Here is an 18722-nt window from a genome sequence, read left to right as displayed (position 1 = left end):
CCCCTATGTCCAGCACCCAAAACATACGCCTCGCAATCGCAAACATGTCCTGCGGTTCCTGCGTTGGGCGGGTTGATCGCGCGCTCGCTGCGCTGCCGGGCGTCAGCGACGTGGCGGTGAACCTTGCGTCCGAAACCGTGCGCCTGACGCTCGATTCGCCGGCGCGGCTGGCGGAGATCATCGCGGCGTTGGAGCAGGCGGGCTACCCCGCGCGCCTCGCCAGCACCCGGCTGGCGGTAAACTCGATGTCCTGCGCATCCTGCGTCGGGCGGGTGGAACGCGGGCTGGCCGCCGTGCCGGGTGTGGTGCAGGTGGAGGTCAACCTCGCCTCCGAAACCGCGACCGTCCGCCATATCGAAGGTCTGGACCTCTCCGCGCTGCTGGACGCCGCCGCCGCCGCTGGCTACCCGGCGGAGCCGGTGGCCCCAACAGGCGGCGCAACCCCTGATGCCACCACCGACCGCGCCACGCGCAAGGCGGACGAAGCCCATGCGCTGGCCCGCCGCACCCTGATCGCCGCGCTGCTGACCTTGCCGGTTTTCACGCTGGAAATGGGGCGCCACTTGATCCCCGGATTTGGCGGGCTGATCGACGCGACCCTTGGGCAGCAGACCAGCTGGCTGATCCAATTCGTTCTGACCACCGCCGTTCTGGTGGGGCCGGGGCGCATGTTCTACCGCAAGGGCCTGCCCGCGCTACTGAAGGGCGCGCCGGACATGAACAGCCTCGTCGCGGTCGGCACGGGTGCGGCGTATCTGTTTTCGCTGGTGGCGTTGTTCGCGCCCACGCTGATCCCCGAGACCGCCCGCGCCGTCTATTTCGAGGCCGCCGCCGTCATCGTCGTCCTGATCCTGCTGGGCCGCTGGATGGAGGCGCGTGCCAAGGGCCGCACCGGCGCCGCGATCCAGAAGCTTCTGGGCCTGCAGGCCCGCACCGCCCGCGTGCTGCGTGACGGCGATACGCGCGATGTGCCCATCGATGAGATCCGCGCAGGCGACATCCTCGTCGTGCGCCCCGGCGAACGCATCGCCGCTGATGGCGAAGTGACCGAGGGCAGCTCCCATATCGACGAAAGCATGATTACCGGGGAGCCGCGCCCGGTCGGCAAAAGCATGGGCGATCCCGTCACCGGCGGCACCGTCAACGGCGCGGGCGCGTTTCAATTCCGGGCCACCCGCGTCGGTGCCGACAGCACGCTGGCGCAGATCATCCGCATGGTGGAGGAGGCGCAGGGCGCCAAGCTGCCGATCCAAGGCATCGTGGACCGGATCACCATGTGGTTCGTGCCCGCCGTGATGGCGCTTGCCGCGCTGACGGTGCTTGCATGGCTGCTGCTGGGACCCGCACCCGCGCTGGCCTTTGCGCTGGTAGCCGGGGTGTCGGTGCTGATCATCGCCTGCCCCTGCGCGATGGGCCTTGCCACCCCGACATCGATCATGGTGGGCACGGGCCGGGCCGCTGAAATGGGCGTGCTGTTCCGCAAGGGCGACGCGCTGCAACTTCTGAGCGGGGTCGAGGTCGTCGCGCTGGACAAGACCGGCACCGTGACCGAAGGCCGCCCCGAATTGACCGACCTGATCCTGAGCGACGGCATCGACCGGCAGCGCCTGCTGTCGCTCGTCGCGGCGGTCGAGGCACAGTCCGAGCATCCGGTCGGCGAGGCCATCCGCCGCGCGGCACAGGCCGAAGCCGCCCCGCATCTGCCCGCCGACGGGTTCGAGGCCATCCCCGGCTACGGCGTCCGCGCCCGCGTCGACGGCCATGACGTGCTGGTCGGTGCCGACCGGCTTCTGACGCGCGAGGGCATCGACAGCAGCGCATTGGTGGCGGACGAAACCCGGCTTGCCGAACGGGGCCGCACCGCGCTGTTCGCCGCGATCGACGGACGCGCCGCTGCCGTGATCGGCGTGTCGGACCCGGTCAAACCCGCCAGCGCCGCCGCCATCGCCGCGCTGCACGATCTGGGCCTGCAAGTCGCGATGATCACCGGAGACAAGCGTGACACCGCGCTGGCCATCGCCAATGAAACCGGCATCGACCATGTGATTGCGGGCGTGCTGCCCGATGGCAAGGTCGCCGCGCTGGATGAACTGCGCGCAGGCTCCGGCACGCCCCGCCGTGTGGCGTTCGTCGGCGACGGGATCAACGACGCGCCCGCGCTGGCCCATGCCGATGTCGGCATCGCCATCGGCACCGGCACGGATGTGGCCATCGAATCCGCGGATGTGGTGCTGATGTCCGGCGATCTGCGCGGCGTGGTCAACGCGGTCGAAATCTCGACCCGGACGATGCGCAACATCCGCCAGAACCTCGGCTGGGCCTTTGGCTACAACGTCGCGCTGATCCCCGTGGCCGCAGGCGTGTTCTATCCTGCTTTTGGCCTGTTGCTGTCGCCGATGCTGGCGGCGGGCGCGATGGCGCTGAGTTCGGTCTTTGTGCTGAGCAATGCCCTGCGCCTGCGCCGCGTCACCCCCGTCATGGATGAACGGGTCGCGCACGCGCCCGCCGCCCCCCTCACCCCCGCGCCCGCTGAATAAGGAGAAGAAACATGAACATCGGAGACGTGGCGACCCGGTCCGGCCTGCCGGCCAAGACCATCCGCTACTATGAGGATATCGGTTTGGTGCAACCGCTGCGCAGCGCCAATGGCTATCGCAGCTTCCGCGAGAGCGATGTGCACAAACTGGCCTTTCTGGGCCGGGCGCGTGCTCTGGGGTTCAGCATCGAAGCCTGTCGCAGCCTGCTGGCCCTCTATGAGGACAAGGAACGCGCCAGCGGCGAGGTCAAGCAGATCGCGACCGAACATCTGGCCCGCATCGATGACAAGATCGCGGAACTGACCGAAATGCGCGCCACCCTGTCGCATCTCGTCGCATCCTGCGCCGGAGACCACCGCCCCGATTGCCCGATCCTCGCCGATCTGGCCAAGGCCAAGGCCAAGGCCCGCGCCGAACAACGCCCGGCAGACCGGGCCGCGCGCGGCTGAACGGAGCGCCCGGAACGACGCGGGGGCGCGGGGCTGCGCGCCCCGTCACCCCTTCTCCAGATCCTCGGTCGAGACGCCCAGAACACCGGCGATCTCCGCCAGCACGACTGCTTCTTCGGGCTTTTCCGCGCCGTCGGAGACGATGACGGACCACAGCGCCGCGACCACGGCGGAGCGGTCGGCATAGGGCACCGCCGCTTTGACCGAGCGGGCGAAATCAGCGGTGGCGGGGGCCTGCGGCTCCATTTTCTGCGCCTGCGCGCGCAGCTTGGCGGCGGCGACGGGGCTTAGCCCATAGCGTTCGGCCAGAATGCGGTCGATCTGGCGCACTTCCTCGAAGGCAAAGTTATTGTCGGATTTGGCGACCCGCACCAGCAGCGCGGCCAAGGCCAGCCGCGCATCCGTATCGGGCAGCGGCAGGGGCCGGGGCTGGGTCAGCCGGGTCAGCAGTTCGGAAAACATAATCTACTCCAAAGGCCGGAAGGCGCGCCGACAATAAGCCTAGCGCGCCGCGGCTTCAACGCCCGCTTTTGGGGGATGGGGCAGGATCCGCCGGAACCGCCCCGGCCAACCTAACGCCCCCTCGATGCCCGGCGTGTCCGGCCCGACAGGGACCCCCGCGCGCCATGACACGTCCGGGGGCGCCATGCGTCAGACCGACTTCTTGCGGCTTTCGTCGAGATAGATCTCACGCAGGCGCGTGGCGACGAAGCCGGGCTTGCCCGTGCCCACCGTCGCGCCGTCGATTTCGACGACCGGGGTCACAAAGCTGGATGCGGAGGTGATAAATGCCTCGTCGGCGTCCTGTGCTTCCTCGATGGAGAACGCGCGCTCCTCGACCTCCATCTGCGCCTCGCGGGCAAAGCGCAGGACAGCGGCGCGGGTGATCCCATGCAGGATCTCGGTGCCCAGGTGGCGGGTGATGATCTTACCGTTTTTGACGATATAGGCGTTGTTGGACGTGCCTTCGGTCACCACGCCGTCTTCGACCATCCACGCATCATCGGCACCGGCAGCCTTTGCCATCATCTTGCCCATCGAGGGGTAGAGAAGCTGCACGGTCTTGATGTCGCGGCGGCCCCAGCGGATGTCGTCGATGGAAATCACCTTCAGCCCGGTGCGCGCGACGGGGCTGTCGGCCAGACCCGGCTTGGCCTGCGTGAACAGCACCACGGTCTGCGGCGTGTCGGCGGCGGGATAGATGAAATCGCGGTCGGCGGCGCCGCGGGTGATCTGCAAATAGATCAGCCCATCGGTCAACTCGTTGCGGGCGATCAGCTGGCGGTGGACTTCTAGCAGGTCTTCGCGGCTCAGCGGCACGCCGATCTCCAGCTCGCCCAGCGACCGTTCCAGCCGTTTGGCATGGCCGTCGAAATCGATCAGCTTGCCGTCCAGCACGCTGGTCACCTCATAGACGCCATCCGCGAACAGGAAGCCACGGTCGAACACCGAAACCTTGGCTTCGGCTTCGGGCACATAGTCGCCATTGACGTAAACGGTGCGGGTCATTCTGATCTGTCTCCTATCCCCAGAGCGCCGGTGCGGCGGGATGCACCCCCGACGTGTCAAAGCACAGCGGGGTATCGCGGTCTTCGGCCAGAAGCAGCGGCCCGTCAAGGTCGGTCACCGCCGCACCCTGAGCGACCAGCACCGCCGGGGCCATCGCCAGCGACGAGCCGACCATGCAACCCACCATGATATCAAAGCCCATCGCGCGGGCCTCGTCGCGCAGGGCCAGCGCTTCGGTCAGGCCGCCGGTCTTGTCGAGCTTGATGTTGATCATGTCGTATTTGCCCTTCAGCGCGGGTAGCGAAGCGCGGTCATGCACGGCCTCGTCGGCACATAGCGGCACGGGCCGGTCCAGCCCGATCAGCGCCTCGTCATCCCCGGCGGGCAGCGGTTGCTCCACCATCTTGACGCCGAGCCGCACCAGATGCGGCGCCAGATCGGCATAGACCTCCACCGACCAGCCTTCGTTCGCGTCGAGGATGATATCGGCCCGCGGCGCACCTGACCGCACGGCCTCCAGCCGGGGCATGTCGTCGGGCGTGCCCAGCTTGATCTTCAGCAATGGCCGATGCGAATTCTGCGCCGCCTGCGCGCGCATCGCCTCGGGCGTGTCGAGCGACAGGGTATAGGCGGTGATCTCCGGCTTCGGCGCCTCCAGCCCGGCCAGTTGCCACACAGGCTTGCCCTCCTGCTTGGCCTGCAAATCCCACAGCGCGCAATCGACGGCGTTGCGGGCGGCCCCGGCGGGCAGCAGGCCTTGGAGAGAGGCGCGGGTCAGCGTGCCTTCGGGCAACGCGCGGATCTGATCGGCCACACTGTCGAGCGTTTCACCGTAGCGGGCATAGGGAACGCATTCGCCCCAGCCGCGCACGCCGTCCTGTTCCAGCGTCACGGTCAGCACCTCCGCCGTGCTGCGGGAGCCGCGGGAGATGGTAAAGACCTGTGCAAGGCGGAAGGTTTCGGACGTGACGGTGATCTGCATGATGGCTCCTGTATCGGGGAAATCGGGCACAGCTGCGGCGCGCTGGGCGCTGGGTGACGGGCGCCGGATGACGGGCGGAGGCGCATCGCCCCGGCCCGCCATGCCCCGCGCGGACGCGTCCGGCTTACAGTTCCGCCAGCCGGTCGACCAGCTTCGCCGCGCCGAACCGATAGGGATCGGTCGCGGGCAGCGCCATTTCCGCCTCCAAATTGGCAAGATAGGCGCGCGCTTCGTCCTCGGCCATGTGCTGCGTGTTGACCGAAATGCCGGTGACCTGCACCGCCGGGTTCACCACCCGCGCCAGCGTCAGCGCCACATCGCGCAGCTCATGCAGGCTGGGCAGCGCATAGGACGGCAGACCGCGCATATGGGTGCGGGTCGGCTCATGGCACAGAACCAACGCATCAGGCTGACCGCCATGAACCAGCGCCATCGTCACGCCGCTATAGGACGCATGAAACAGCGAGCCTTGGCCTTCGATCATGTCCCAATGGTCGTCGTCATTGTCGGGCGACAGCCATTCGACGGAACCCGCCATGAAATCGGCGATCACCGCATCGAGCGGCACGCCCTCGCCCGTGATCAGGATGCCGGTCTGCCCCGTGGCGCGGAAGCTCGACTTCATACCGCGCTCGCGCATTTCGGCATCCATCGCCAGCGCCGTATACATCTTGCCGACCGAACAATCGGTGCCCACGGCCAGACAGCGCTTGCCCCGCCGCTTCTCGCCGTTGGCGATCGGGTATTTGACGGTCGGGATGCGCACATCGTGCAGGGTGCGCCCGGTCTCCTGCGCTTTTTGCTTCAGATCGGGCTCATCGCGCAGCAGGCTGTGCAGCCCGGCGGCCAGATCAAAGCCCAGATCCATCGCCTCGCGCAGAACGTCCTTCCACGTCTCGGAAATCGTGCCCCCCCGGTTGGCGACACCAATGACCAGCGTCTTGGCACCGGCATCGCGCGCCTCTTCCAGCGTCATGTCGGTCAGACGCAGATCGGCACCGCAGCCGGGCAGACGGAACTGACCCACCGCGTTTTCGGGGCGCCAATCGCGAATGCCCTGACCCACTTTCGCGGACAGTTGGTCAGGCGCGTCGCCGAGGAACAGAAGATATGGGGTCTCGATCATGGGGTATGCTCCAATTTTGCGGCAAGGTAGGAGCTAGCGCGACGCAGGTGTTGGCAAACTGCGGCGCAGCGAAACTTCGCAATGCAATAATCTTCGACAATTTCGGCGTGTCGCGCAGAAACATTCGACCTGATTATAAAATAGTCGAATTATAAACTCGCTCAGCGTCATTTCGTCGAAGCACTCCGATTCCACCCCCGGGCAATCGTGCTGCACCTGCACAGCGAGATTGCAATCGACTGCGCAACAATATATCCCATTGCACGAACCATTCGGAACATAATTGCCGGAGCATTGCCTCATGTCCTTCCGCATCCAGTCTGCCCCGCCCGCGCGCCCGAACCGCTGTCAGCTGTTCGGCCCCGGCTCCCGTCCTGCGATCTTCGAGAAAATGGCGCGCTCCGACGTCGATGTCATCAATCTCGATCTCGAAGACAGCGTGTCCCCCGATGACAAACCCAAGGCCCGCGCCACGATTATCGAGGCGATTGGCGATGTGGATTGGGGGCGCAAACATCTGTCGGTGCGGATCAACGGGCTCGACACCCCCTATTGGTATCGCGATGTGGTGGACCTGCTGGAACAGGCCTCCGACCGTCTCGACCAGATCATGATCCCCAAGGTGGGCTGCGCCGAAGACATCTACGCCGTCGACGCGCTGGTCACGGCCATCGAACGCGCCACGGGCCGGAGCAAGCGGATCGCCTTCGAGGTCATTATCGAAAGCGCGGCAGGCATCGCCAATGTGGACGCCATCGCGGCGGCCTCACCCCGGTTGCAGGCGATGAGCCTTGGCGCGGCGGATTTCGCGGCCTCGATGGGGATGCAGACCACCGGCATCGGCGGCACGCAGGAAAATTATTACATGCTGCGCAACGGGGTGCAGCACTGGTCCGATCCGTGGCACTGGGCGCAGACCGCCATCGTCGCCGCCTGCCGCAGCCACGGTGTGCTGCCGGTCGACGGGCCATTCGGGGATTTCTCGGATGATGACGGCTTCCGCGCGCAGGCCCGCCGCTCGGCCACGCTGGGGATGGTCGGCAAATGGGCGATCCACCCCAAACAGGTCGCGCTGGCCAACGAGGTCTTTACCCCGTCCGAGGCGGCGGTGAGCGAAGCGCGCGAGATCCTCGCGGCGATGGAGCAAGCCCGCGCCGAAGGCGCAGGCGCGACCGTTTACAAGGGACGGTTGGTCGATATCGCGTCGATCAAGCAGGCGGAGGTCATCGTCGCGCAGTCCGAACTGATCGGCGCGGCCTGAGCGCGGGCGAGCTGCGGACAATCTCCGCTCTTGCCTGACCGGGCCGGGGCGCCTAATCCGCAGGCATGTCCGAGCCCGTTCCATATTCCCGCCATGCCCGCACCTTGCTGATCCTCGGCCTGCCGCTGATCGGCGGCAATGTCGGGCAGATGGCCGTGCAGGTCATCGATACGCTGATGCTGGGCTGGTATGACGTCTCGGCGCTGGCGGCGGTGATCCTTGGCTCGACCTTCTGGTTCGTGCTGTTCATCCTCGGATCGGGGCTTGCCTGGGCGGTGTCGCCGCTGGTCGCGGCGGCCGAAGCCTCTGGCGATCATGTCCGCATCCGCCGGGTGTCCCGCATGGGGCTGTGGGCCTCCGCGCTTTACGCTGTGGCGGTGCTGCCGCTGATGTGGTTCTCGCAGCCGCTGCTCAGCGCGCTGGGGCAAGACCCGGACTTGGCCGAAGCCGCGCAATCCTACCTGCGCATCACCGGCTGGGGCATGATCCCCGCGCTCGGCGTGATGGTGCTGAAATCCTACCTTGCCGCGATGGACCGCGCCGGGATCACCATGTGGATCACGCTGGCGGCGGCGGCGGCCAATGCGGTGCTGAACTATGCGCTGATCTTCGGCAATTGGGGCATGCCGGAACTGGGCATTCGCGGCTCCGCCATCGCGTCGCTGATGGTGCATGTCGTGTCGATCATCGGGCTGGTGATCTATGCGCGGCGGGTCTTCCCCGAACATGACCTGTTTCGGCGTCTATGGCGCCCGGATTGGGAGATCTGCTCGGAAATCCTTCGCATGGGCGGCCCCATCGGGCTGACCAGCCTCGCCGAGGTGGGCCTGTTTTCCGCGACCTCCGTCATGATGGGCTGGCTGGGGGAAATCCCGCTGGCCGCGCATGGCATCGCGCTTCAGGTCATTTCGGTGATGTTCATGGTCCATGTCGGGCTGGCACAGGCGGCGACGATTCTTGCCGGGCGAGCGATGGGCCGGGGCGACACGCGGGGTCTGGCGCGGGGTGGGCGCACCGCCATCGCCATGTCACTCGGCTTTGCCGTGCTGACCATCGGAATCTTTGTCACGCTGCCCGCGCTGCTGATCGGGATGTTCGTCGATCCCGCCGATCCCGACCGCGCGCTGATCCTTGCAACCGGGGTGCCGCTGCTGCTGGTGGCGGCAGTGTTCCAACTGGCCGACGCGATGCAGGTGGTGGCCTTGGGGCTGCTGCGGGGCATCCGCGACACCAAGGTGCCGATGCTCATCGCGGCCATCGCCTATTGGCCGGTGGGGATGCCCGTGGCCTATCTGCTAGGCTTTACGCTGGACTATCGCGGACCCGGTGTCTGGATGGGGCTGACCTTTGGGCTGGGTGTCGCCGCGATCCTGCTGCTGTGGCGGTTCTGGGGGCCCGGACTGCGCGCCGTGCGCCGGGGCCCGGCGGGGGCCGCCACGACCTGAAACCTGACGCTGGGTAAATTGACCCTGCCCTTTCTGGAACCGAGGTGTTACTACTCAGGGGAGAGTATGTGAACACCGCACGCAACGGGGTCAGGGTCATGACAAGTCTGCGTATCGACGACAAGCTCGGCGATGTCTTGCGCCGTCAGCCCGGTCAACTGCACGCCGTGATCGACGGGGCCTATTTCGACAATCTGCCCGAACGGCTGGCACTGGCCGGGATACAGGGCGCGCCGCTTTACATGGACGAAACCGAACTGCCTGCGCCTGCGCGCGGGCCGCATCTGGTGCCGTGCCCTTCGATCTTTGCGATGGAGCAGGTGCGCGATGTCTGCGGCGGCCTGCCCGCAACCGTGTGGTGGGCGTGGCCCCACGGGTCCGAGGCGCTGTGGCGGCACCTCAAACGGCTCAACCTCGTCGAAATTCCCGCCCATCGCGATGAACCCATCGTCGGACGGCGGCAGATCGGCGCGATCAACCGCGCCGCCAAAACCGAAACGGTGGTGTTTCGGCATGGCGATCCGCATGTGATCCGCCTGCTGATGCCGATCCTCAGCCCGGTGCAGAAGGCCCTGCTGTTCGGCGGGGCGGCAGCGATCATCGCAGACACGGGCGAAAGCGATCCGCCGCTGGTGGCGCGCAACCCGGCGCCAAGCCAACCGGCCCCGTTCGGGCGGCTGCATCTGTCGGACGCGCAGCATGACGAGTTGTCGGGCATTTACGGGCGCGGGCTGCGGCGGCGGGCGGTGAACGAATTTCGCGCGCGCGCCACGGTGTCCGATCAGGTGCTCATGAGCGACACGGATCTGGAGCGGATCAGCCTGCCCACGGCGGAGCGTATCACCCGCGCCTATGACCGGGCCGAGCGGTATGGCTGCGTGACCAAGGCGCAGATCTGGGAATTCATCACCCTCGATCTGCGCTATGGCGAGGGGTTCGAACTGGCCGAAGGCTGCGAGAAGGTCCGCGCGGCGCTCACCTTGCGCGATTCCAGCCCCGAAGAACGGCTGTCCCGCGCCGAGATGGAACTTGATTTCCTAAGCCTGCCGCGCCACCCCCTGCCCCCCGGCGCGCGTCTGTGACCCGACGAATGAACCGGGCATTCTGACACGGGTAACCTGAACCGGGCAAAAGGGGCACCCAACTCCGGGCACCCCTTTGCAACATAGGTCGCAGACCGGCTTCGGCCCGCATCCGTTCAGGCGGCGGCAAGCTCCGATTTCACCAGCTTCTCCACCTCATCCAGCGGATGGTTGGTGAGGGTCTTGGCGATCTCGCCCACTACGCGATCCGACACTTCCTTGTGGATCTTGTCACGCAGCGCGCCCAGAACCTGAGGCGACGCCACCAGAACGATGCGCTCGAACCGGTGCTTATGCGCCATCTTGTAAAGCACATCCGCCAAATCGTCGGCAAAGCGCTCCTTTTGCAGTTCGTGCCAGTCGGTATCGTCAAAGGACGACCGCTGCCCGGTGCCATTGTCGTTCATGCGTCCGGGGCGGTTGGCCCCCTGTTCCCGGTCAGACGGGTTTTCCTGCTCGTCCTTGCGGCGAACCTGCAGATGGGGGTGGTCACCGTCGCCGGTGTTTTCCAGAAACAGGGCCTTTTCGCTATCCGCGACCAGAACCCATGTGCCTTCTTTCAACAGGGTCATTGACCGTCCTCCTTCTCGTCGGATTTGGTCACGCGGGTCGCGCCTGCGGGGCGTTCGGTGGCGCGCTTTTCCTCGTCGCGGGTCGCGACTTTCTTGGCGGGATCGCCGCCAGCGCGGCCCTGATGGGAAATTTCGCCCTCGGCACCGAACAGGTCTTCCGTCTCGCGGTGTCCGTCCTTGGATCTCATACGCTCGGCCATGTCGGGTCTCCTTCCTTGTTATAGAAGGAAAACGCATCGCCTCAGGCGCGGTTCCTGCCCGTCTGTCCGGCGCGCGAGCCCATCGGCCCCACAATGCGCGCGATCAGGCCGTGGGGCTGACGAAATCGGCGGCGATCCGCATATCGCGCAGCGGGCGCACCACGTCGATCGCCTGTTGATAGAGGGGATGCGCCTTATAGGCCGCCAGTTGCGCCTCATCCTCGAATTCGCCGTAAACGACGAAATCCGGCCCTTCGCCGCCAGCGATGGCGTCGGTCTTCTGGTTGCGGCCAATCTCCAGCCGCAGGCAATGCGGATTGCGGGTCAGCAGCGACAGCCCGTCATGCACCGTTTCGGGGTCTTCTCCCGGTTTTACACTGAAAAACACGATATGTCGGATCATGGGGGCGGCTCGTTTGTGCGGGCTGGTCGTGAAAAGACCCGCCGGGCTGGCCGGCGGGTCAAAGATCAGTGCGGCGTCGCGGCGCGGCTTACATGCGCGAGGCGACGTTTTCCCAGTTCACCAGATTGTCGAGGAAGTTGGTCAGATAGGCCGGACGCTTGTTGCGGAAATCGATGTAGTAGGAATGCTCCCACACATCACAGCCCAGAAGCGCGGTCTGGCCGAAGCACAGCGGGTTCACGCCGTTTTCGGTCTTGGTGACCTTCAGGCCGCCATCGGTGTCCTTGACCAGCCATGCCCAGCCGGAGCCGAACTGACCGGCACCCGCGGCCGAGAATTCTTCTTTGAACTTGTCGACGGAGCCGAAGCTGTCGGTCAGCGCCTTTTCCAGCTCGGACGGCATGCTCTTGGCACCGCCGGGGGCCATCATTTCCCAGAACTGGTTGTGATTCCAGAACTGCGAGGCGTTGTTGAAGATGCCATTCTGGGCGACGGCGTTGGCGTCATAGGTGCCCTTGATGATCTCTTCGACCGATTTGTTTTCCCACTCGGTGCCAGCGATGGCCTTGTTGCCATTGTCGACATAGGCCTTGTGGTGGATGTCGTGGTGGTATTCCAGCGTCTCCTTCGACATGCCGAACTCGGCCAGCGCATCGTGGGCATAGGGAAGATCGGGAAGTTCGAAAGCCATTGGAAAAACCTCTTGTCATTGTGTCGCATAAGCGTGATCGCTTGGGCAATATCTGTGCCCGTGGTCCCCAAGGGTCAAGCCGTATTCCCCGGCAGGCCCGCAAACCGGGTGACGATCGGCGCTAAAAAGCGCAGGTTTCACAATGTTGCCGCCGGGGTGCCGTGAAAGCCGCAAACCCGTCAGATCAGGTGATGACGGTGCACAAAGGCGCGCCGGACCCGCCCCCGGCGCCCGAAACCAAAGGACGAGACCCGCGATGAGCGCGACATACACGATCCTGTCGATGATGAAGGATGAGGGCCATTCCCTGCTGGAATGGGTCTGCTATCACCGGCATATCGGCTTCGACAACATCTGCGTCTACACCAACAACTGCAACGACGGCACCGACGCGATGCTGATCCGGCTCGAACAGCTGGGCCTTGTCCATCATTTCCGCAACGACGTGCCCGAGGGCAAGAAACCGCAGCCCAACGCCCTGTCTCTGGCGACCAAAAACCCGCAGGTCACCGACAGCGACTGGATTCTGACGATGGATGCGGATGAGTTTCTATCGATCAAGACCGGACGCGGCGACATCTCGGACCTGATCGCGGAAATGCCCGAAGGCACGGATGCGATGGCGATCACATGGCGGTTCTTTGGCTCCAACGGGGTGACCGACTGGAATCCGGGCCTCGTCACCGAAAGCTACACGCGCGCCGCGCCCGATGACTTCAAAAAGGGCTGGGGCGTCAAAACGATCTTCCGCCCCTATCCCAACATGAAGCTCGGCATCCATCGCCCCCATATCAAGAAATCCAAGCAAGACCCTGCCATGGCGCAGCAAATGCTGGCGCAGCACTGGGTCAATGGTTCGGGCCAGCCGATGCCCGATGACTTCGCGCTGTCGGGCTGGCGCTCGACCAAGCCGACGCTGGGCTATGATCTTGTGGAACTGAACCACTACGCGGTCAAAAGCTACGAGGCCTATCTGCTGCGGCGGATGCGGGGCAACGTGAACAACAAGGCCGACAAATATAACGCGGCCTATTTCTCGATCTTCGACCGCAATGAAATCGAGGCCACGAACGCCACCCGCCACGCCCGCGCCACCCGCCGCATGATGACCGATCTGCTGGAGGACGAGACCCTCGCCACGTTGCAGCGCCAAGCGCTGGAATACCACGCCGAGCGTGTCGCGGCGCTGCGCACCACCGGCGAATATGATGCGTGGCTGACAGAGCTGAAGCAGGCCAGCGAAATGCCGATGGACCGGCTCGACGAGGTGCTCTTCACGCAGCACCTGCCCCGCGCATGGCAGGAAAAGGTGCAGCAGATGCGCGACAGCGGCGTGTCGGATCGCGCCATCGCGCTGATGATCGCCCGCAGCCAGACCGCCCGCAAATCCGCCACCCGCGCCGCCCTGCGCGCCGCCGCCGACGGCAATGTCGATGCCGCGCCGGATGTGAAGGACAGCGAAACGCAGGCCATCGCCGGGGTCGCCGACCGGCTGGCGGAGGCCGAAGCCGAACTGGCCAAGCGTGACGCCCGCGAAGCCCGCCGCGCCCAAGGTGAGGTGGTCGACGACGACACCGAAAAAAAGTCCGCGGCTGGCGCATCGTCCGCGGCGGAGCCGGTCGCTGACATGCCCGAGCGCCTGACCCTGCCCCGCTACTGCGCCCCCCGCCGCCCCTCGAACGGACGCAAGGTGGTGGTTTCGACGATGAAGAACGAAGGCCCCTATATCCTCGAATGGGTGGCCTATCACAAATCCATCGGCTTCGACGATTTCGTGCTGTTTTCGAACGACTGCTCCGACGGCACCAACCTGATCCTGAACCGGCTGGATCAGATGGGCATCGTGCAGCATTCCGACAATCCGCTGGGCCCGCGCATGGACCCCCAGCGTGCCGCCTACAGCCGCGCCCGCCGGGTGCCTGCCGCCGCCCATGCGGAGTGGGCGCTGGTGATCGACGCCGATGAATTTCTGAACGTGAAATGCGGTGACGGCTCGGTCGATGCGCTGATCGCGGCCTGTGACGCGCCCGATGCGATTTCGGTGAACTGGCGCCTGATGGGATCGTCCGGCGAGGCCCATATGCGCGACGGCTTCGTCACCCGGCGCTTCACCCACGGCTCCGATCACGACACCCCCGAAAACGGGCTGGTCTGGGGGTTCAAAACCCTGTTCCGGCCAACGACCTTTGACTATTTCGCCGTGCACCGGCCCCGGTTCTTCAAGGATCGCACGTTGGAGCCGGGCATGGCGCGCTGGGTCAATGGCTCGGGCCGCGACACCGGCGATCACTTCTACAAAAAAGGCTGGCGCTCGAATGCCGATATGGTCGGCTACGATCTGGCGCAGGTGAACCACTACGCCGTCAAAAGCCGCGAAGAATTCCTGCTCAAACGCCTTCGCGGCACGGCCAATTCCAAAAACAAGGATCGGATCGACACCGACTATTGGGATAAATTCAACATCAACACCCATTACGACAACAGCATCCGCAGCGATGGCGCGCAGGCGCTGATCGATGCGTGGATGCAGGATGCGGAACTGTCGGCGCTGGTGCGGGCCTGCCACGAAACCTGCCGCCGGGCCATCGCCTACCAGATGCGCGACGAGAAACTGCGCCGCTTCGTGGAAAGCGGCTCCTTCGCCGAGGCCGCGGAATGAAATGCACCCCCGACGCCCTGCGCGCCGCTGCGCCGCTTGACCCGCCGGGCCGCTATCTGTGCGTGGGCACCCATCATAAGACCGGCACGGTCTGGATGCGCCGCACCCTGCACCAGATCAAGCGCATGCAGGGTCTGCCGCTCAATCAGGTCAACCGCCCGCAGAAACTTGCCCGGCTCGGACCGGAGGCACCGCAGCTTCTGGTCAATTGGGACACGACCTTCCCGGCGGAGTTGCGCGCAATGCCGGAGGCGCGGTTTCTGCACGTCATCCGCGATCCGCGCGACGTGTTGCTGTCAGGCATGCGCTATCACCGCATCGCCCCGGTCGGGAACGAAAAATTCCTGTCGCGCACCCACCCCGACTGGGGCGGGCTGACCTATCAGGAGAAGCTCAACAGCCTGACCAATGACGTCGATGCGCTGTTGTTCGAGATGCGCGCGAAACACGCGACCACCGTCGGTCAGATGCTCGATTGGGACTATGACATGCCCAATTCGGTGGAACTGCGCTACGAAGACCTGATCGCGGACACCGACTGCACCCTGTTCCGCGCCGCCCTCACCCGGCTGAATGTGGCGGGTCTAGAGATCGACGGCGCGGTGCAGGCGTTCTGGGATTACAGCCGCTTTGGTCAGGACAAGGGCGCGCAGGAACAGGCCTATCTCAGCCGCCTGCATCACGGCTCCGGCGCCGCCGCGCAATGGACAACCCGCCTGCCGCGCGAGGTGGCCGAAGTCTATGCCCGCGACTATGGCGAGGCGTTGATCGCGCTGGGATATGCCACCGACACCGATTGGGTGCAGTCCTGCCCCCCGGCCGCCAGCCTCGCCGCCTAAAGCCTGTTCCACGTGGAGCGGCATGGAACCATTACGGTGGTTCACGCGTATGTGAGGCATGATCCTGTCAAAACGCCCCTCTCGCCACCATGTGCTGGCCCATCTGCCCAAGTTCAGCCTGATCGCTCTGGCCTGCGCCGCGATGATCGACGCCGCGCCCGCCACGCATTGCGAGATGGCCGAGGTGGACGGGGTGGAGGTCTGCGTGTTCGAGATCCCCGCCGCCGATCTGACCGGCGGTCTGGACCCTCTCGACCCGGCCCTCATCAGCGACTGGTTCTAGGCGCTACTCCGCCGGACGCGGGGCGGTCGGGGTCCGACGGTCCACGCCGGGGCCGACACCATCCACAGCGACCGATCCACCCGCCATCACCAACTCCCCCCGCACGCGCGGCATCTTGTCGAGATGCTCTTGCTGCAACCAATCCAGCATCTTTTCGCGGATTTCACAGCGCAGTTCCCATGTCTGCGGCGCATTGCGAGCAGACATCAGGCCGCGCAGCGTCATCGTATCTTTATCGCAGCCGACGACCTGCAGGTTCACCACCTGCCCGTCCCAATATTTGCTTTCCTTCACCGCCTCGATCAGCCGGGCGCGGACCTCCCCCACCGGGATCGTATAATCGACCTCCCATGTCACATCGCCGATGATGGAGGAGCCTTCGCGCGTCCAGTTCTGGAACGGCTTTTCGATAAAGTAGGAAATCGGCACCACCAGCCGCCGCCAATCCCAGATCCGAACGACGACATAGGTGGAATAGATCTCTTCGATCCAGCCCCATTCCCCTTCGACGATCACCACATCCTCGATGCGGATCGGCTGGGTCAGGGCGATCTGAATGCCCGCGATCACATTCGCCAGAACAGGCCGCGCCGCCAGACCCAGAACCAGACCCGCCGCCCCGGCGGAGGCCAGCAGGCTCGCGCCGTATTCCTGCACCCCGTCAAAGGTAAGCAGGACGGCGATGGAGGTCAGCAGGATCAACACGATATTGGCGATCCGGCGCAGCACCTTCACCTGCGTGACGTATTTGCGCGTCTCCAGCCCCGGCTCCTCATCCATGCGGTGGCGCAGGATGGAGCGGTCGGTGAAATGATTGACAAGGATATACGCCGTCCAGCCGATAATCACGATCATCAGCACCTGCGCGGTATGGGCCAGCATCCGTTCCCAGCCATAGGGCAGGTTCAGATAGGGCAGCGTGATGACCAGCGACGCCAGCACAAACGCCAGCCGCATGGGGCGGCGCGCGCGGCGGATCAGCGATTGCAGGATCGGCGATTTATCCGCCGTCAGCCGCAGCGCAAGCGCAAAGGCGAGCCCATGCAGCAGCAGGAAAATCGCGATACTGCCACAGAGCAGGGCCAGAGCTTCGATTTCGTTCGGGATGCGGTCGATCAGACCGGTGACCATATCGATCGGCGCCGGAATTTCATCCATGTCTCGTGTCCCCCGTGAACCGGGACAGCAAGGAGCGGCGCTGCACGATCACGACAACCCCGCCCCGGCGCCGCCGCCGGGGTCGATTTGTCCTCCCTATGCCGCAACGCAGCATAAGCAGCACGGTTCCACGAAAAAGGGGCCGGTGTAAACCGGCCCCTTCCTCAACAGGGTCTGGTAAAGAGGGTGACGGGATTAGCCGTCGTTCTCTTCGTAGGCATTCATGCCTTCCAGTTCGTCTTCGGTGGCGTTGACGCGAGCGGTCAGCGGACCGCCTTCGCCTTCGCGCATCAGTTCGATTTCCTCGAACGACACGGCAACCGGCTTTTCGCCAATGCCCAGGAAACCACCAACGTCGATGATGGCTTCGTTGATGGTGCCATCGTCGGCCACGATCAGTTCACCGATCTCGCCGATGCGCTGGTCGTCGCTGCCCATCACGGACACGCCGATCAGATCGTCGGTGGAGACGGACGACACTTCAACCGGAACCATCTGCATTTCTGCATTGGCGGGGTCGGTCGCAGCCATTTCGGTGGTGCCGGTGGCCGGGACTGCCGCGTCGGTTTCGGTGTTGGTCTCCGCATCAGCTTCGGCCACGACACCGTCGTTTTCGCCTTCGATCTCGGCTTCGGCCTCAGCGGCCATTTCCTCGGTCTCGGCTTCGGCTTCGTTCGCGGCCTCGGCCACTTCGTCACCGGCTTCTTCAGTCATGGCTTCGGCATCCGCCGCCATTTCCTCGGTTTCGGCTTCGGCTTCTTCGGCTACGGTGCCTTCAGCCATCTGCTGGTCCGAAGCAGCAGTGTCTTCGTTCTCAAGGCCTTCGCCCCACGAGAATTCATCCGCTTCTTCGAGGATCGAGCGGTCGCCGTTATAGACGAGGAAGAAATCATCTTCGTCATCGCCATCGGCCATGAAATCCAGCTCATCCATGGAGATCGCCACCTGACGCTCGCCCATGCCGAGGAAGCCGCCGATATCGGCGATCACGTTCTGGATCTGACCATCGGAGGACAGGATGATGTCGCCGATGTCGCCAACGCTTTCCCAATTCTCGGACGGGTCGGTCAGCTCACCTTCGTTACCGGCTTCTGCGTCGGCTTCGGGGATGTAGATGGTTTTGCCGATGAAATCGGTCGCGCGGTAGCCCTGCAGGCCCTGCGCGCTGGCAAAATCACCATAGGATGCGGTGCCGGTCGCCTGTGCTTCGGCGTCGGCTTCACCCTTTTGCATATGTGCTTCGGCAAAAACCGGACCGGACATGAGCGCCACAATGGCGCTGGTGGTCAGAATACGTTTCATGACTTCCTCCTGCGAAAGTTGCTCAGACCGCGCTGTCATGCGCAGTCCGTATGACAGAGCAAGCCCGTGCCTGCCCGGTCAGTTCCCAAAACTTTTTTCGCAGGTCGCGGGAACCGGTTGCCTCTTAGCTTAACCGATTGGCCACGCATGGTTTTCGCCGGATGCAGGACGCAATTATATGGAGTTTAAAACGCAACAGGCGCCCCTCGGGGCGCCTGTCAAAA

The 18722-nt window shown here is 64.8% G+C and carries 18 protein-coding genes; 8 read left to right on the top strand and 10 right to left on the bottom strand.

From position 1 onward, the window contains the following. Positions 1 to 5: 5 nt before the first annotated feature. Together CBW24_RS04665 and cueR are read left to right on the top strand one after the other, a co-directional pair. Complete coding sequence (locus CBW24_RS04665; protein ID WP_097372826.1) at positions 6 to 2537, top strand: heavy metal translocating P-type ATPase; 2532 nt, start codon at positions 6 to 8, stop codon at positions 2535 to 2537. 11 nt (positions 2538 to 2548) lie between these two features. Beyond that, on the top strand, positions 2549 to 2986 hold the full coding sequence (cueR, locus tag CBW24_RS04660) for a Cu(I)-responsive transcriptional regulator (RefSeq protein WP_097372825.1): 438 nt from the start codon (positions 2549 to 2551) through the stop codon (positions 2984 to 2986). Positions 2987 to 3031: 45 nt separating this feature from the next. Here the strand turns inward: cueR and CBW24_RS04655 are convergent, their stop codons facing one another. From CBW24_RS04655 to dgcN, 4 genes are all read right to left on the bottom strand, one after another. After that, the gene (locus tag CBW24_RS04655) at positions 3032 to 3448 is read right to left on the bottom strand and encodes a tellurite resistance TerB family protein (RefSeq protein ID WP_088663203.1); all 417 of its coding nucleotides are present in this window, start codon (positions 3446 to 3448) and stop codon (positions 3032 to 3034) included. A gap of 189 nt (positions 3449 to 3637) precedes the next feature. Beyond that, positions 3638 to 4495 (bottom strand): D-amino-acid transaminase, encoded by an 858-nt coding sequence (locus tag CBW24_RS04650; RefSeq protein ID WP_097372824.1) that lies wholly within the window; start codon positions 4493 to 4495, stop codon positions 3638 to 3640. 13 nt (positions 4496 to 4508) lie between these two features. Then, positions 4509 to 5477, bottom strand: a complete 969-nt coding sequence (dgcA, locus tag CBW24_RS04645) for an N-acetyl-D-Glu racemase DgcA (RefSeq protein ID WP_097372823.1) — start codon at positions 5475 to 5477, stop codon at positions 4509 to 4511. A gap of 124 nt (positions 5478 to 5601) precedes the next feature. Further along, complete coding sequence (dgcN, locus tag CBW24_RS04640; RefSeq protein WP_097372822.1) at positions 5602 to 6603, bottom strand: N-acetyltransferase DgcN; 1002 nt, start codon at positions 6601 to 6603, stop codon at positions 5602 to 5604. Positions 6604 to 6904: 301 nt separating this feature from the next. Between dgcN and CBW24_RS04635 the strand changes: the two genes are divergently transcribed. The 3 genes from CBW24_RS04635 to CBW24_RS04625 all read left to right on the top strand — a co-directional run bounded on the left by CBW24_RS04635 (position 6905) and on the right by CBW24_RS04625 (position 10391). Further along, complete coding sequence (locus CBW24_RS04635; protein WP_097372821.1) at positions 6905 to 7864, top strand: L-malyl-CoA/beta-methylmalyl-CoA lyase; 960 nt, start codon at positions 6905 to 6907, stop codon at positions 7862 to 7864. Positions 7865 to 7929: 65 nt separating this feature from the next. Further along, positions 7930 to 9309, top strand: coding sequence for an MATE family efflux transporter (locus CBW24_RS04630; RefSeq protein ID WP_097372820.1), 1380 nt, complete (start codon positions 7930 to 7932; stop codon positions 9307 to 9309). Between the two features lie 98 nt (positions 9310 to 9407). Further along, positions 9408 to 10391, top strand: coding sequence for a DUF4123 domain-containing protein (locus tag CBW24_RS04625; RefSeq protein WP_088663209.1), 984 nt, complete (start codon positions 9408 to 9410; stop codon positions 10389 to 10391). A 116-nt stretch (positions 10392 to 10507) separates the two neighbouring features. On the opposite strand, the gene CBW24_RS04620 is transcribed toward CBW24_RS04625, so the two are convergent. From CBW24_RS04620 to CBW24_RS04605, 4 genes are all read right to left on the bottom strand, one after another. Continuing rightward, positions 10508 to 10963 (bottom strand): host attachment family protein, encoded by a 456-nt coding sequence (locus CBW24_RS04620; protein ID WP_088663210.1) that lies wholly within the window; start codon positions 10961 to 10963, stop codon positions 10508 to 10510. Beyond that, entirely contained in the window at positions 10960 to 11163 is a 204-nt protein-coding gene (locus tag CBW24_RS04615; RefSeq protein WP_088663211.1) for a hypothetical protein, read from the bottom strand. The genes CBW24_RS04620 and CBW24_RS04615 overlap by 4 nt, the downstream gene beginning before the upstream one ends. A gap of 103 nt (positions 11164 to 11266) precedes the next feature. After that, positions 11267 to 11566 (bottom strand): Dabb family protein, encoded by a 300-nt coding sequence (locus CBW24_RS04610; RefSeq protein ID WP_097372819.1) that lies wholly within the window; start codon positions 11564 to 11566, stop codon positions 11267 to 11269. An 88-nt stretch (positions 11567 to 11654) separates the two neighbouring features. Continuing rightward, entirely contained in the window at positions 11655 to 12257 is a 603-nt protein-coding gene (locus tag CBW24_RS04605; RefSeq protein WP_088663213.1) for a superoxide dismutase, read from the bottom strand. Between the two features lie 256 nt (positions 12258 to 12513). On the opposite strand from CBW24_RS04605, the gene CBW24_RS18580 reads away from it, so the two are divergent. Genes CBW24_RS18580 through CBW24_RS04585 form a run of 3 tightly spaced genes read left to right on the top strand, consistent with a single transcriptional unit; the run spans position 12514 to position 16038 of the window. Further along, the gene (locus tag CBW24_RS18580; protein ID WP_232530113.1) at positions 12514 to 14916 is read left to right on the top strand and encodes a glycosyltransferase family 2 protein; all 2403 of its coding nucleotides are present in this window, start codon (positions 12514 to 12516) and stop codon (positions 14914 to 14916) included. Next, positions 14913 to 15755 carry a sulfotransferase domain-containing protein gene (locus tag CBW24_RS04590; protein WP_097372818.1) on the top strand — a complete coding sequence of 281 codons (843 nt, stop codon included), beginning with the start codon at positions 14913 to 14915 and terminating at the stop codon, positions 15753 to 15755. The genes CBW24_RS18580 and CBW24_RS04590 overlap by 4 nt, the downstream gene beginning before the upstream one ends. A gap of 58 nt (positions 15756 to 15813) precedes the next feature. After that, entirely contained in the window at positions 15814 to 16038 is a 225-nt protein-coding gene (locus CBW24_RS04585; RefSeq protein ID WP_157773066.1) for a hypothetical protein, read from the top strand. Between the two features lie 3 nt (positions 16039 to 16041). Here the strand turns inward: CBW24_RS04585 and CBW24_RS04580 are convergent, their stop codons facing one another. Next, positions 16042 to 17196: a mechanosensitive ion channel family protein gene (locus tag CBW24_RS04580; RefSeq protein WP_097372816.1), complete on the bottom strand. Its 1155-nt coding sequence runs from the start codon at positions 17194 to 17196 to the stop codon at positions 16042 to 16044. 195 nt (positions 17197 to 17391) lie between these two features. Next, complete coding sequence (locus CBW24_RS04575) at positions 17392 to 18498, bottom strand: PRC-barrel domain-containing protein (protein ID WP_198405230.1); 1107 nt, start codon at positions 18496 to 18498, stop codon at positions 17392 to 17394. Positions 18499 to 18722: the final 224 nt, after the last annotated feature.

The organism is Pacificitalea manganoxidans (assembly GCF_002504165.1).
Lineage (GTDB): Bacteria > Pseudomonadota > Alphaproteobacteria > Rhodobacterales > Rhodobacteraceae > Pacificitalea > Pacificitalea manganoxidans.
Note: the sequence above shows the minus strand (reverse complement) of the source record. Positions and strands in the feature narration are given on the sequence as shown.

Excerpts from the sequence above, each read along its gene's own strand:
- CBW24_RS04665 (WP_097372826.1), top strand. The coding sequence starts at position 6 with ATGTCCAGCACCCAAAACATACGCCTCGCAATCGCAAACATGTCCTGC.
- cueR (WP_097372825.1), top strand. The coding sequence starts at position 2,549 with ATGAACATCGGAGACGTGGCGACCCGGTCCGGCCTGCCGGCCAAGACC.
- CBW24_RS04655 (WP_088663203.1), bottom strand. The coding sequence starts at position 3,448 with ATGTTTTCCGAACTGCTGACCCGGCTGACCCAGCCCCGGCCCCTGCCG.
- CBW24_RS04650 (WP_097372824.1), bottom strand. The coding sequence starts at position 4,495 with ATGACCCGCACCGTTTACGTCAATGGCGACTATGTGCCCGAAGCCGAA.
- dgcA (WP_097372823.1), bottom strand. The coding sequence starts at position 5,477 with ATGCAGATCACCGTCACGTCCGAAACCTTCCGCCTTGCACAGGTCTTT.
- dgcN (WP_097372822.1), bottom strand. The coding sequence starts at position 6,603 with ATGATCGAGACCCCATATCTTCTGTTCCTCGGCGACGCGCCTGACCAA.
- CBW24_RS04635 (WP_097372821.1), top strand. The coding sequence starts at position 6,905 with ATGTCCTTCCGCATCCAGTCTGCCCCGCCCGCGCGCCCGAACCGCTGT.
- CBW24_RS04630 (WP_097372820.1), top strand. The coding sequence starts at position 7,930 with ATGTCCGAGCCCGTTCCATATTCCCGCCATGCCCGCACCTTGCTGATC.
- CBW24_RS04625 (WP_088663209.1), top strand. The coding sequence starts at position 9,408 with ATGACAAGTCTGCGTATCGACGACAAGCTCGGCGATGTCTTGCGCCGT.
- CBW24_RS04620 (WP_088663210.1), bottom strand. The coding sequence starts at position 10,963 with ATGACCCTGTTGAAAGAAGGCACATGGGTTCTGGTCGCGGATAGCGAA.
- CBW24_RS04615 (WP_088663211.1), bottom strand. The coding sequence starts at position 11,163 with ATGGCCGAGCGTATGAGATCCAAGGACGGACACCGCGAGACGGAAGAC.
- CBW24_RS04610 (WP_097372819.1), bottom strand. The coding sequence starts at position 11,566 with ATGATCCGACATATCGTGTTTTTCAGTGTAAAACCGGGAGAAGACCCC.
- CBW24_RS04605 (WP_088663213.1), bottom strand. The coding sequence starts at position 12,257 with ATGGCTTTCGAACTTCCCGATCTTCCCTATGCCCACGATGCGCTGGCC.
- CBW24_RS18580 (WP_232530113.1), top strand. The coding sequence starts at position 12,514 with ATGAGCGCGACATACACGATCCTGTCGATGATGAAGGATGAGGGCCAT.
- CBW24_RS04590 (WP_097372818.1), top strand. The coding sequence starts at position 14,913 with ATGAAATGCACCCCCGACGCCCTGCGCGCCGCTGCGCCGCTTGACCCG.
- CBW24_RS04585 (WP_157773066.1), top strand. The coding sequence starts at position 15,814 with ATGATCCTGTCAAAACGCCCCTCTCGCCACCATGTGCTGGCCCATCTG.
- CBW24_RS04580 (WP_097372816.1), bottom strand. The coding sequence starts at position 17,196 with ATGGATGAAATTCCGGCGCCGATCGATATGGTCACCGGTCTGATCGAC.
- CBW24_RS04575 (WP_198405230.1), bottom strand. The coding sequence starts at position 18,498 with ATGAAACGTATTCTGACCACCAGCGCCATTGTGGCGCTCATGTCCGGT.